12 protein-coding genes are annotated in these 12,374 nt (G+C 47.5%); 7 read left to right on the top strand and 5 right to left on the bottom strand.

Annotated elements, in window-relative coordinates; genetic code table 11:
* The first annotated feature begins 84 nt into the window (after window positions 1–84).
* The 5 genes from ACEPPX_RS06945 to ACEPPX_RS06925 all read left to right on the top strand — a co-directional run bounded on the left by ACEPPX_RS06945 (window position 85) and on the right by ACEPPX_RS06925 (window position 5,612).
* Complete coding sequence (locus ACEPPX_RS06945) at window positions 85–1,683, top strand: hemagglutinin repeat-containing protein (protein WP_416623462.1); 1,599 nt, start codon at window positions 85–87, stop codon at window positions 1,681–1,683.
* The gene (locus tag ACEPPX_RS06940) at window positions 1,619–2,395 is read left to right on the top strand and encodes an exodeoxyribonuclease III (RefSeq protein WP_047760673.1); all 777 of its coding nucleotides are present in this window, start codon (window positions 1,619–1,621) and stop codon (window positions 2,393–2,395) included. The genes ACEPPX_RS06945 and ACEPPX_RS06940 overlap by 65 nt, the downstream gene beginning before the upstream one ends.
* A 63-nt stretch (window positions 2,396–2,458) precedes the next feature.
* Window positions 2,459–2,992, top strand: coding sequence for an alpha/beta hydrolase (locus tag ACEPPX_RS06935; protein WP_416623461.1), 534 nt, complete (start codon window positions 2,459–2,461; stop codon window positions 2,990–2,992).
* Between the two features lie 414 nt (window positions 2,993–3,406).
* Complete coding sequence (gene bioB, locus ACEPPX_RS06930) at window positions 3,407–4,414, top strand: biotin synthase BioB (protein WP_416623460.1); 1,008 nt, start codon at window positions 3,407–3,409, stop codon at window positions 4,412–4,414.
* Between the two features lie 427 nt (window positions 4,415–4,841).
* Window positions 4,842–5,612 (top strand): MOSC domain-containing protein, encoded by a 771-nt coding sequence (locus ACEPPX_RS06925; protein ID WP_416623459.1) that lies wholly within the window; start codon window positions 4,842–4,844, stop codon window positions 5,610–5,612.
* Between the two features lie 280 nt (window positions 5,613–5,892).
* Here ACEPPX_RS06925 and ACEPPX_RS06920 read toward each other — a convergent pair whose 3' ends face one another.
* On the bottom strand, window positions 5,893–6,750 hold the full coding sequence (locus ACEPPX_RS06920) for a hypothetical protein (protein WP_416623458.1): 858 nt from the start codon (window positions 6,748–6,750) through the stop codon (window positions 5,893–5,895).
* Between the two features lie 285 nt (window positions 6,751–7,035).
* On the opposite strand from ACEPPX_RS06920, the gene ACEPPX_RS06915 reads away from it, so the two are divergent.
* Window positions 7,036–7,548 (top strand): hemerythrin domain-containing protein, encoded by a 513-nt coding sequence (locus ACEPPX_RS06915; RefSeq protein ID WP_416623513.1) that lies wholly within the window; start codon window positions 7,036–7,038, stop codon window positions 7,546–7,548.
* A 179-nt stretch (window positions 7,549–7,727) separates the two neighbouring features.
* Here the strand turns inward: ACEPPX_RS06915 and ACEPPX_RS06910 are convergent, their stop codons facing one another.
* The 4 genes from ACEPPX_RS06910 to lysM all read right to left on the bottom strand — a co-directional run bounded on the left by ACEPPX_RS06910 (window position 7,728) and on the right by lysM (window position 11,352).
* On the bottom strand, window positions 7,728–8,522 hold the full coding sequence (locus ACEPPX_RS06910; RefSeq protein ID WP_047760679.1) for an ABC transporter ATP-binding protein: 795 nt from the start codon (window positions 8,520–8,522) through the stop codon (window positions 7,728–7,730).
* Window positions 8,519–9,421, bottom strand: coding sequence for an ABC transporter permease (locus tag ACEPPX_RS06905; protein ID WP_416623457.1), 903 nt, complete (start codon window positions 9,419–9,421; stop codon window positions 8,519–8,521). The genes ACEPPX_RS06910 and ACEPPX_RS06905 overlap by 4 nt, the downstream gene beginning before the upstream one ends.
* Window positions 9,422–9,552: 131 nt before the next feature.
* On the bottom strand, window positions 9,553–10,566 hold the full coding sequence (locus ACEPPX_RS06900) for an ABC transporter substrate-binding protein (RefSeq protein WP_047760681.1): 1,014 nt from the start codon (window positions 10,564–10,566) through the stop codon (window positions 9,553–9,555).
* 309 nt (window positions 10,567–10,875) lie between these two features.
* A complete protein-coding gene (gene lysM, locus ACEPPX_RS06895) occupies window positions 10,876–11,352 on the bottom strand; it encodes a peptidoglycan-binding protein LysM (protein ID WP_047760682.1) in 477 nt (158 codons plus the stop codon).
* Between the two features lie 306 nt (window positions 11,353–11,658).
* Between lysM and ACEPPX_RS06890 the strand changes: the two genes are divergently transcribed.
* Window positions 11,659–12,342, top strand: a complete 684-nt coding sequence (locus ACEPPX_RS06890) for a sulfite exporter TauE/SafE family protein (protein ID WP_416623456.1) — start codon at window positions 11,659–11,661, stop codon at window positions 12,340–12,342.
* The last annotated feature ends 32 nt before the right edge of the window (window positions 12,343–12,374 follow it).

The following is a 12,374-nucleotide window of genomic DNA, read 5'->3' as shown; positions in this document are numbered from 1 at the left end:
TCTGAAATCTCTTTCAGACGGCCTCTTTTCTTTAACAATTAAGTAGCAAACAACACCCTCGCCCTTGATTCCGCCCGCGATATCATGCTCGAAGCCGGCCAAAGCCGGCAGCATGCAGACGGTAAGAACAGTAATGTCGGCGCATCTGTCGGCGTAGGCGCATCCGTAGGGGCACAAACCGGCGTATACGTTTATGCCGAAGCCGGTGTCAGCAAAGGCAAATACCGCAGCGATGCCCAAACCCACGAGAACACCACGCTCAATGCCGACCACATCCGCATCACCGGCAAAGGCGATACAACCCTGCGCGGTGCCACCGCCACCGCCCGCCGTATCGACACCGATATCGGCGGCAAGCTCCATATCGAAAGCCTGCAAGACACACTTTCTCAGGAAAGCAAACAAAGCGGTGCCGGCGTACGGGTACAGGTATCCCTCGGCACAGCTTGGGAAGCCTCGGGCAACTTCAACCAAAGCAACGGCAGCGGACAAAGCGCAACCGTCAACCGACAATCCGGCCTCTTTGCCGGAGAAGGCGGCTACCATGTCAAAGCCGACAGCGTCCACCTCAAAGGCGGCGCCATCGCCTCAACCGCACCAGCAGCGCAAAACGAGCTGACTGCCGACAGACTTACCTTTGAAGATATTCAAAACCAAAGCAGCTACAAAGCGTCAAATATCGGTTTGAGCGGCGGCTACGGCGGACAGCTCAATTCTGGCGAAGCCTTCAAACAAAGCGCATTAGGCAAATCATCCGCCATTGCCAGACAAAGTATGAACCAAGGAGCCAGCTTCGCCCCTACCCTGCCGCAATACGAAAGCGGCGGCGACAGCGGCACCACCTACGCCACCCTAAGCGAAGGCCGTCTGAATATCGGCGGTAAAGCAACCACCGCGCAGGAATTGGGCATCAACAGCGATGCGGCAGCCGCCCACCGCCAAATCGACGCCCTACCCGATATCCGCGAGGTGATGCAGAAACAGCAAACCGTTGCCAAAGCCACTGCCGACATCTTCTCCGCCGTACGCACCTTTAGCGGCAATATGGCTGCCGATGCCCTAAAAGAGCAAGAAGCCGCCCGCGCAGAAGCCCTGAATAACCTGTCGCCCGAACAACAAATGCATTACGCCAATCTGGACGACACAGGAAAAACCCTCTTTCTGCTAAACAATAGCGAAAACTTTCAGACGGCCTATGCAAAAGCCCGCGATTGGGGCGTAGGCGGCAGCAACAGCCGCGCCCTAAATGCCGCAACCACCCTCATTACCGGCGTATTGGGCGGACAAAGCGACCTGCAGGCAGCCGCCAACACCCTCGCCCCTTATGCCGCTGCCGCTATTGGACAGCAATTCGGCCACGGTGAAAACAAAAACGAAGCCGCCCAAATACTGGGCCACTTCGCATTGGGCGCAACCTTGGCCTACATTAACGGCAGCAGCCCCGCATCGGGCGGCAGCGCAGCCGTAGCCGCCGAAAAAGCCGCACAACAATATAACTGCATGATAACAACCAAACAAAATAGCAAAAGCAATAAAATAACTATTATTTTCCCCAAACTGTCCAAAAAGGTTTTCAGGTACAATACAACCTTTCAATTTTTTCCTTTTCCAAACATTTATGCTGAAAATTATCTCTGCCAATGTAAACGGTATTCGCTCTGCCGCCCAAAAAGGCTTTATTGAATATCTTGCCCGAGTAGATGCCGATGTGGTATGCGTACAAGAATTAAAAGCCCAAGAGGCTGATATGAAGCCTGAAATGCGTAATCCGAATGGTATGCACGGTGTATGGCATTGTGCCGAAAAACGCGGCTACAGCGGTGTGGCCATTTATAGCAAACAGGCTCCGGATAATGTTCAATATGGTATGGGTATTGAAGAATTTGACCGTGAGGGCCGTTTTGTACGTGCCGATTTCGGTAATCTCTCTGTTATTTCGCTTTACTTACCCTCGGGTACCAGCGCGCCGGAACGACAAGAACTCAAATACCGTTTTCTCGATGCGTTTTACCCGATGTTGGAAACTATGAAAATGGAAGGCCGTGATATTGTGGTATGCGGTGACTGGAATATCGCCCATCAAAATATCGACTTGAAAAACTGGAAAGGCAATCAGAAAAACTCTGGCTTTTTACCCGAAGAGCGTGAATGGATAGGCAAGGTGATTCGCGATTTGGGCTGGGTGGATATGTGGCGCAAATTGTACCCCGAAGTACCTGGTTATACTTGGTGGAGCAACCGCGGGCAGGCCTATGCGAAAGATGTGGGCTGGCGTATCGACTATCAAATGGTAACGCCTCACTTGGCCGAACGCGCACTGCACGCCCATATTTATAAAGATGAAAAATTCTCCGATCATGCACCTTTAGTGGTGGAATATGATTATTCGCTGTAAACGCTTTAGCCCTACTGTTTATTTTCTATCCGATAAGGCCGTCTGAAACTTTTAGGCAAAGCCATGCATACGCAAGAACTCGAAGACCTTACCCTACTGCTGGTCCGCGATGCGGACGAGCCTGAAATGTGGATCGACCGTTGGGCAGTCAGTTATCCCACCGTCCGCCTTACGGAAGTTTCTCAAAACCAGACAATTGCTCACTGGCAACAGGTTATTGAACAGGCTTGGCAGGATATACATAGTCGGAATATCGCTGTAGTTTCACATGGCGCGGGCGTGTCCGGCTGGTTGGCATGGCTTTATCTCGCAGATGTCAACACGCAAAAGCGGATCAAAAATATGATTTTAGTTTCGCCTCTGCAACACGCGTTTCCCGATGATGGCTGCCATACACTGCAAAGGGTACGTTGTCACTGCAAAACCGCTTTGGTTATCGGAAATAACGACCCTTACTGCACCCGTGAATGGGCAGCTTCACAAGCGGCCTGTTGGAATGCCCTCTTACTTACGTCGCCTCATGAAGGCCATTTGAACGGTTATCTGCATGGTTGGCAATGGGGAATGAAATTAATGCAGGAAATGCTACTCAATTAACACCGGCTGCTAAAGTCTTCACTAAGCGGCTGCTCCTAAAAAGTTATGCGGCTTGCAGCCCAACCTCGTGTTTCCTACCGCCGCAGCACCTCTTTCGCTCCATCTCAAAAAAATATACGTATCAATTAAACGAACTATTTTCTGACTGGCTTTCTTTAAATACCGGCCTTTCTATTTCTTTCATTCCACACCAACCTTATAAAAGGAAAAGCCAAGCCGATGTAAAGCATTCCTGCCATATATCAAATATGTCCGCCACTTATTTGTATGCTACACTAAGCGGCACATACTGGGGCCGCCTGAATCCTTATAGCTTTCAGACGGCCTTATCCCTACCACCGCCCTTGCAAACATTGCGCTTGCAAACGGCACGTCAGCGTCATTGCGCCGCTGCAAACCACAGAAAGCCATATCATGACCGTATCCCCAGTTGCCTTGCGCCGCCAAAGCGAACGCAACCCGCACGCTACCGCACAATATTGGCGCAAATGCCAAGTAGAAGAACTGTTTGAAATGCCGTTTCTCGACTTAGTTTACCGGGCCGCAGAAGTACACCGCCGGCATTTCAACCCACAAGAAATCCAACTCTCTACCTTACTCTCCATCAAAACCGGCGGTTGCCCCGAAGATTGCGAGTATTGCCCGCAATCGGCGCATTACAGCACCGAGGTTCAAAAAGAAACCATGATGGATGTGGCCGAAATTCTCGAAAAAGCACAAATCGCCAAAGCACGCGGAGCCAGCCGTTTCTGTATGGGTGCTGCCTGGCGCGGCCCCAAGCCGAAAGATGTCGAACAAGTTAGCGAAATTATCGCTGCCGTCAAAAATCTCGGCTTGGAAACTTGTGGAACCTTCGGTATGCTCGAAGAAGGCATGGCCGAAGACCTCAAAAAAGCCGGACTGGATTACTACAACCATAATCTTGATACCGACCCCGAGCGTTACAACGACATTATCCATACCCGCCAACACGAAGACCGTATGGATACCTTAGGTAAAGTACGCCGTGCCGGTTTGAAAGTATGCTGCGGCGGTATCGTCGGCATGAACGAAAGCCGTCCCGAGCGTGCCGGCTTGATCGCCAGCCTCGCCAATCTCGACCCCCAGCCCGAAAGCGTACCCATCAACCAACTGGTAAAAGTAGAAGGCACGCCGCTGGCCGATGCCGAAGACTTAGACTGGACAGAATTCGTACGCACCATCGCCGTTGCCCGCATCACCATGCCCAACAGCTATGTACGACTTTCCGCAGGGCGCAGCGATATGCCCGAAGCCATGCAGGCCATGTGTTTTCTGGCAGGTGCCAACTCTATTTTCTACGGCGACAAGCTATTGACTACCGGTAACCCCGAAGAAGACAAAGACCGCCTGCTGATGGACAAATTAGGCTTGCGGCCGCTGCAATACCAAACAGAAGCCTAAGATACTTCACTCTTCGTTTGCCCGATATTAAAAGCCGACAGTTTGTGAACTGTCGGCTTTTAATATCGGCATACCCATAAACACACACCAGCCTGATGAATTTCAAAAATATATCGTCTGACAACCTCCCATATCATTTTAAGCCTTAAGCCGCATTAAAAGCCTATCAACCAACCATCATACATTCAGACGGCCTTTTACATCACAAATACAGATACGTTTTCCAATAATTAAAAGGCAAGCAGCATTCAGAATCAAACAACTTAAATTACAGTCAAAATCTCTTTACAATCAAAATCTATCGCGTATGTTGAAGAGAGAATGGTTTTACGATAACGTTGGAGCCTTCAGGCCACCCATCCAAATGCCGATTACGGCCTTGCTCTGCTTGCCACTTGCTCCAACCACACGGAAACGGAAGTCCACTATGCAACTGACCGAACTAATTTACTATCCCGTTAAATCCATGCGCGGCATCAACATGGCACAAACGGAAATCCTACCCATGGGCATTAAACACGACCGCTGCTGGCTGCTGACCGACCTTACAGGCAATTTCATCACCGCCCGCAAATATCCCCAACTACTTCTATGGCAGGCAACCGTGGAAACCGATGGTTTATACCTGACCGCACCTGATGGAGAATCCCGCTTTTTTCCTACCGAAAAATTTACGTTAACAAGCAATGTAACCGTATGGAAAGATACTTTTGCCGCACAACAAAACACCAATGATACAGACCCATGGTTAAGCAGCAAAATCGGTACGCAATGCCGTCTGAATTATATCGGCGCACCAAGCAACCGTACCCTTGCCGGCACAGACACCCCTCTTTCCTTTGCCGACGGTGCGCCCTATCTGCTTACCAACCAAGCCTCTTTGGCGGCTCTCAATACCACCCTACCCCGCGCAGTGGAAATGCGCCGCTTTCGCCCTAACCTCGTGATTAACGGTATCGAAGCGTATGAAGAAGAAAGCTGGCGGGAAATTCAAATCGGTAATGTGCGGTTTGAATTATTCAAACCTTGTACGCGCTGCGTGATGACTACCGTAGATTTGCACAACGGCGAAAAAGACCCTCAGCAACAGCCGCTGAAAACCCTAGCCCAAACTCGAAAAGCCATTTTCGGTATGAACATGCGGGCACTCAACAGCGGCACGGTTGCCGTAGGTGATGCTGTTACCGTATTGGCATAATTTTGTTTGCAATCATATAAGCTATCAATGAAAAACAGAAAAATCACTTTTATATCAATTAATTGACACAAACTTGTTTAGCCACCACGGGTCATAACTCATAATTTACGCGCCCAGTTATGACGGCTTTCTCCTACTCAATAAAATCAAACCACATAGACTAAACTACAATCACCTAGCACCAGCATTGGCTATAATAGGTTTACTAAGGTTATTGCAAATTTATAGGCCGTCTGAAACTCAATATTTCAGACGGCCTATCACCTCGTACCAATCAATTTTATGCGCTTAATTTCTCCAACCATTTGTATTGATGGTCGAAAGATACACCCAAATCATAATCTGCCATCCACGGATAAGATTCGCTATATTCAGATGGCATCGGTGCCAAAGCCAAGCCGCGCGGCGCAATATTCGAAGCAATGTTCAATACGAAACCATGCAATTGCGCCACCCGCAAATAGATCAATACCTGCGGCTGTAAACAGAAATCCCACCCGCAAAGCATACCTTGGGCGGAACGGCGTGCGGTAGCAGGTTCGAGCAAAGAAGTGAGCGAACCGATCATTGCTTTGATATCCCCCTCTGCCAACGCCTGCAAAAATTGAAAATCCGCCAAACGCTTTTGCATTGCTTTGGTTACCGGCTTTTCTAAAAATAACGCACAACGCTGTGCCACGGCAGAAAAATCGCCTTTCAAAGCCAATAAAATCGTTTGCGCCAAATACGGTTCGCCATCCACACCGGAAAACTTAAACCCGCCCTGCCCGATATGTTCGGTATTTTGCTGCAAAAATCCGATTAAAGCAGGATTTCCCGACATTAAAGCCGCAAACAAAATATAGATATAATTTCCGCTATGAACCTTAAACGGCTGGCCGCCATGACCATCATTAAAAGCAGCCATAATATGCAGTTTGCCCGCCGTATAACACTCTTGACGGAAGGCTCGGAGATCGGTCTGCTCTAATGCAACAAAAGCACGGGCAAAATGGATATTTGATAATTTATCCAAAGCTTCAAGAGCCGCCGAACCGCCCGCGTGAATCCGTTCAATCAGAGATTGCGTATCCGATGCGGCCAGTTGCCGCCCTACCGCCCATTCCCGGTCGTATTCGGCACGGTTTTTCGCCAACATATACATGTTTTTCCCCTTATCGAACCGTTATTAAAACCATACTAAATTAGCATATTTTCAGACGGCCTGAAACTTTATCCGCCGTTTTCCGCTTGACTCTACATACGGATTGTATCAAGTGCGGCACAATAGTTATTATCTTTACTATTTTATATCCGAATAGTGATGCACAACTTTCTCGATGGCACATATTGCCGCTAGTCATTCTGAAGAATGGCAATACCGCACCAATCGGCTATCATATAAATTAATCATTTTGTCGGAAAGCCTACTGTCATGATACAAATTACACCCGCCGGCCAAACAAGCACAACCTTTGCAGAGCCTGTCGAAATGCTGTACGCATGCCACGAAAAAGTACGCCGTTTCTGCAACGATATTAATCTTCTACCGCAACACATTGCCGAAAAAGGATATGACGCTGTTGCAGCCCAAGCCGTACGACAAATCATCCGCTACTTCACACAGGCTGCGCCACTTCACCATCAAGACGAAGAAGAGGACTTTTTCCCTCTATTGGTACAATATGCCCCGCAAACTCAAAATGATATCAACCTGCTGTTACAACAGCACGAATCCCTTCATCTCAATTGGTTAGCACTTACCGCAGAATTTGAAAAATTAACCGGCGACACGCCATATCTTCCGAATGAAGAAATTCTGCGTCGTTTTACGCGAGCCTATAAACAACACTTGGCGCTGGAAGAACCCTTATTTGAGCTAGGCAAAAAATTTATTCCGGTCGAACAGTTAACCATTATCGGTGAAAAAATGGCCGCACGCCGCCGCTCGGCTTAAGTTTTATTTATCAATTTAAAGCCTGATACTCCCATCATTTTTTAGTCAATTAAAAATAAACTTTTTTCAAACCTATCTGGCCCAAAGTAAAAAATGCCGTCTGAAACTTAGTTTCAGACGGCATAGCATATTTGGCCGGCAATTATTCAATATTAAACAGTTCAATCATTTTACAATAATCAACCCAATAATAATGTATCATCCGCCACTTTCTCACCACGCGTGCGCTCAAACATGTCCAACAAATCAGGAACATCCATACCCGCACGCTCCTCACCTGATACATCCAACACCACCTGCCCTTGATGCAGCATTACCGTACGGCTACCGTGATCCAAAGCCTGCCGCATCGAATGAGTAACCATCATGGCCGTGAGTTTGTTTTCATTCACGATACGGTCGGTCAGCTCCAATACAAAAGCCGCCGTTTTCGGGTCGAGTGCGGCGGTATGCTCATCAAGCAACAAAATCTTACTGGGCTGCAGGCTAGCCATCAGCAAACTAACTGCCTGCCTCTGTCCGCCCGAGAGCAAGCCCATACGGTCGGTTAAACGGTTTTCCAAACCCAACTTCAGTATTGAAAGTTTTTCACGGAAAAGCTCGCGGTTCGCCTTATTCAAAGCCAACCCCAAGCCGCGTTTTTGTCCACGCTTATAAGCAAGTGCCATGTTTTCTTCAATACTCAGAGCTTCACAAGTTCCTGCCATCGGATCTTGAAACACCCGAGCGACAAGATGTGCGCGCTTATGGGCGGGCAAACGGGTAACATCTTGGCCGTTAATCGTAATCACTCCCGAGTCCACCTGCAAATCACCGCTGATGGCATTTAAAAATGTAGATTTACCCGCGCCGTTGCTGCCGATAACGGTTATAAATTCACCATCTGCAATGCTCAAGCTGGTGCCGCGCAAGGCCGGGTTTTCAATCGGCGTACCCGGGTTAAAAGTAATTTTCAGATTATCGGCGCGCATCATGATGAATATTTCCTTTTCAATCGGCGTTTGATATAGGGCATACGCAAAGCAATCACTACCAAAACGGCGGTAAGCAGATTCAAGTCTTGCGGGCCGAAACCTATATTGCGCAAAGTTTCGCTGCCTAAGGCCAAGGCGATAAACAAACGGTATAGCACCGCCCCTACCACCACCGATAGTATCCATACCCACACACGCTTACTCGGCATTAAAGTTTCGCCGATAATCACTGCCGCCAAACCGATCACAATCGTACCTACACCGATAGAAATATCAGCACCGCCCTGTGTTTGCACAAACAGCGCGCCGCCCAATGCAACCAGTGCATTGGAAATCGCCATACCGATAATAATCATCTTAGACGTACCCACGCCCTGTGCCCTAGCCATACGGCCGTTAGCCCCCGTCGAGCGCATCGACAAACCCGCTTCTGTTGAGAAAAACCAGTCCATAACCAGTTTTGCCACTATCACGAAACCCAAAATCACCAGCGGCTGCACCCAATATTGATTACTGAAATCCTCGGCAACAAATGGAGTAAATACGGTACTCTCCCCAATCAGCGGTACATTCGGCGCCCCCATAATTCTGAGGTTGACGGAATACAGCGCGACCATCACCAAAATACTGGCCAAGAGCTGCAAAATACCCAGCGACACATGCAACCAGGCAGTAACCACACCGGCTACCGCGCCTGCAAGCATTCCTGCGGCACAAGCTAACCACGGATTTACCCCGCTTACGATACAAACTGCGGCCACCGCACCACCCAAGGGAAAACTGCCGTCGGCAGTCAGATCAGGAAAATCCAAAATGCGGAAGGAAATCAACACACCGATGGCTACCAGTGCATAAATCAAACCGCTTTCAAACGCTCCGAATAATGCTTCTATAGACATTTTTTTCTGCTTATTTTTCAAACTGTAAATCCAACAATAAAGACCGTCCGAATAATGATTTCCGTTCAGACGGCCTTTATGGTTCCGAGAGACTGCGTAAAACCTTCAGCAATCTCATCCAATGTTCTGCTTTACTCCTGTACCTCTGCCGCCTCTTTCAAAACTTCATCCGAAAGAGTCAGGCCTTGCTCTTGCGCATGCTTTTTATTCACGATCAGATCAAGCTTGTCCATGCGGACAGAAGGAATATCGCCGGCTTTTTCACCTTTTAGAATACGGGCAACCGTTTCTCCGGTTTTCTTACCCAGATCAATATAATTAACACCCAATGCGGCTACTGCACCGCGCTTTACCGAACCGGTATCAGATGCCAAAAGTGGCAGCTTATTTTCTACGGCTACTTTGTAAAGCGACTCAAATGCAGACACCACATTGTTATCCAATGAAGTATAGATCAAATCAGCTTTGCCTTTCAGGCTGCGGGCAGCAGTCGGCACATCGGCACTGCGCTGTGCAGGAGCAGCCTCTACGGTGATATTTTGAGGAATCAAGGCTGCTTTCAGCTGATCCAATACGACCGTTGAATTTACTTCGCCCGGGCTATACACATAGCCGACGGATTTTACATTAGGCACAATTTTCTTGATCAATTCGATCTGCGGCTCCAACGGCAGCTCATCAGAAACGCCGGTAACGTTTGTTTTAGAAGCCTCCCAACTCGGCACCAGTTTCGCCGCAACTGGATCAGTTACTGCCGCATATACGATCGGAATGGTTTTGGTTGCCGCAACCATGGATTGTGCACTGGGTGTGGCGATGGCAACAATCACATCGGGTTTGTCGCCTGCAAATTTCTTCGCAATTTGCCCCGCTGTAGCCGTACTGCCCTGTGCGGATTGGAAATCGACTTTCAGGTTTTTACCCTCTTCAAAACCTTGTGTTTTCAGCTCCTCTATCACACCTTTACGCACACTCTCCAAAGCAGGATGGTCGACAATGGCTGTGATTGCTACATACTTTACGGTTCCGGCAGCAGGAGCGGCATCAGTAGCAGCGGCACTTTTCTGCTCGGCAGGCGAACATGCGGCCAAAGCCATCGCAGCCACTGCAAGCAATGAAAATTTAGTAGTATATGTTTTGCTCATTTTTTATCCTTATCGGGCAAACAAAATAGTCTGTGCTTCGAATATTAGGCGAAAAAAAAATAAATTGCACTGGGTAAAATTACAGGAATCGATACCTAAAACATGATTTGAAAAAATTTAATTCTAAAAAAAAATTACTTTAAATAAATTTATGTCAAATTAGCTTCACTACAAAACACTTAAAAATAAAATGAATGAAATTTTCGTAGCAATATGGTTTATTCAAAAACATCTGAACACAAAAAGGCCGTCTGAAACTTTTTTCAGACGGCCTTAGGATAAGGTCGTTAGTTATCCAATAAACTGAGCTTATTCAGGAATACGCAACTTCTGCCCCGGATAAATTTTGTTGGGATCACTCAACATAGGCTTATTGGCCTCGAAGATCTTCATATATTTGTTGGCATCACCATAGTATTTTTTAGCAATACCAGACAAAGTATCACCACTTACCACATCATGATATTGTGCAGCAGAGGCAGCAGGGAATACCAAATTATTATCAACATCAGCCACACCGGTTACATTGCCGGCAGCCAGCACTGCTTTTTCGGCAGCTTCTTGAGAAGGTGCTGAACCGTTTAAGGTAACCTTGCCGGTCGCACCGTCGAAAGATACTGCCAAACCGGTTAAACCGAGATTTTGTTTTTCGATATAGGTTTGGATCGCAGCAGAAGCTTTACCGTTCAAATCCGCCACATTGGCAGCAGCCGCAGCCGCTACTTCTTTTTCATCTTTACCAAACAGCTTTTCACCTGCATTTTTAACAAAGCTAAACAGCCCCATAATTTAGACTCCCTAAGAGATTTAAAAACCCGAGCCACGCCCGGTTCGTTTATAAGATTCCATTTAGCCGCCAAATTTTCAAGCAGCATTTGTAAAAATTACTCGAATTTACATATGGATATACCTATCTAATAGATCTTTCTTCCATGGAAATCAAATGCAAGATCTCCCCCAAAAGAACTTCCTTAATATTATTCTCTTTACAATTTATGTGTATTGCACTGTCCACAAATCAGCAGCCTAAAGATATTATTGCTACAATAACTGCTACTGCTTCATCATTATTCCAACCAAGCGGCAACAGCCATGAGCGGCAACATTACCTTATTTACATTATTTTTAATCGGCTTTTTCGGGGGCGGACATTGTGTCGGCATGTGCGGCGGACTCTCCAGCGCATTTGCCTTACAGCTGCCATCGCACATCCGGCGCTTTTGGTTGATTTTACTGCTTAATATCGGCCGCATCTCCAGTTATACGATTATAGGTGTCTTACTCGGAGTACTAGGCCAAGTCGGTATTTCATTAGATCAAACCCGTAGCATTCAAAATATTTTATTCATCGCCGCCCATATACTTCTACTGCTGTTAGGCCTGTATCTGGCTGGTCTTACCAACACCGCCAGCAAAATCGAAAACCTAGGCCGCCCGATATGGAGACGTTTAAATCCTCTGCTCAACAAATTACTACCGATACGCTCACTACCGGCTTGTTTGGGAGTCGGTATTTTATGGGGCTGGTTACCTTGCGGATTGGTATATAGCGCATCACTTTACGCACTAGGTAGTGGGAGTGCCTTAAAAGGCGGATTGTATATGCTGGCTTTTGCCTTGGGCACCCTACCTAATTTGCTTGCAATGGGCTTTTTCGCAAGCCAACTTAAAGGATTTCTGCAACAACAATATGTCCGTTTTATAGCCGGCATGTTGGTATGTGCTTGGGCCTTGTGGCAATTGGCTTATTTTACATGGCGGCAATCTTTTTTTTAAAACGGAATATGGATGGCTTAGCTTTCCGCAAT

This window comes from Neisseria sp. S1 (assembly GCF_048060015.1).
In the GTDB taxonomy this organism is placed as follows: Bacteria; Pseudomonadota; Gammaproteobacteria; order Burkholderiales; family Neisseriaceae; genus Neisseria; species Neisseria arctica.
Note: the sequence above shows the minus strand (reverse complement) of the source record. Positions and strands in the feature narration are given on the sequence as shown.

Excerpts from the sequence above, each read along its gene's own strand:
- ACEPPX_RS06925 (WP_416623459.1), top strand. The coding sequence starts at position 4,842 with ATGCAACTGACCGAACTAATTTACTATCCCGTTAAATCCATGCGCGGC.
- ACEPPX_RS06935 (WP_416623461.1), top strand. The coding sequence starts at position 2,459 with ATGCATACGCAAGAACTCGAAGACCTTACCCTACTGCTGGTCCGCGAT.
- ACEPPX_RS06900 (WP_047760681.1), bottom strand. The coding sequence starts at position 10,566 with ATGAGCAAAACATATACTACTAAATTTTCATTGCTTGCAGTGGCTGCG.
- ACEPPX_RS06910 (WP_047760679.1), bottom strand. The coding sequence starts at position 8,522 with ATGATGCGCGCCGATAATCTGAAAATTACTTTTAACCCGGGTACGCCG.
- ACEPPX_RS06945 (WP_416623462.1), top strand. The coding sequence starts at position 85 with ATGCTCGAAGCCGGCCAAAGCCGGCAGCATGCAGACGGTAAGAACAGT.
- bioB (WP_416623460.1), top strand. The coding sequence starts at position 3,407 with ATGACCGTATCCCCAGTTGCCTTGCGCCGCCAAAGCGAACGCAACCCG.
- lysM (WP_047760682.1), bottom strand. The coding sequence starts at position 11,352 with ATGGGGCTGTTTAGCTTTGTTAAAAATGCAGGTGAAAAGCTGTTTGGT.
- ACEPPX_RS06920 (WP_416623458.1), bottom strand. The coding sequence starts at position 6,750 with ATGTTGGCGAAAAACCGTGCCGAATACGACCGGGAATGGGCGGTAGGG.
- ACEPPX_RS06890 (WP_416623456.1), top strand. The coding sequence starts at position 11,659 with ATGAGCGGCAACATTACCTTATTTACATTATTTTTAATCGGCTTTTTC.
- ACEPPX_RS06905 (WP_416623457.1), bottom strand. The coding sequence starts at position 9,421 with ATGTCTATAGAAGCATTATTCGGAGCGTTTGAAAGCGGTTTGATTTAT.
- ACEPPX_RS06940 (WP_047760673.1), top strand. The coding sequence starts at position 1,619 with ATGCTGAAAATTATCTCTGCCAATGTAAACGGTATTCGCTCTGCCGCC.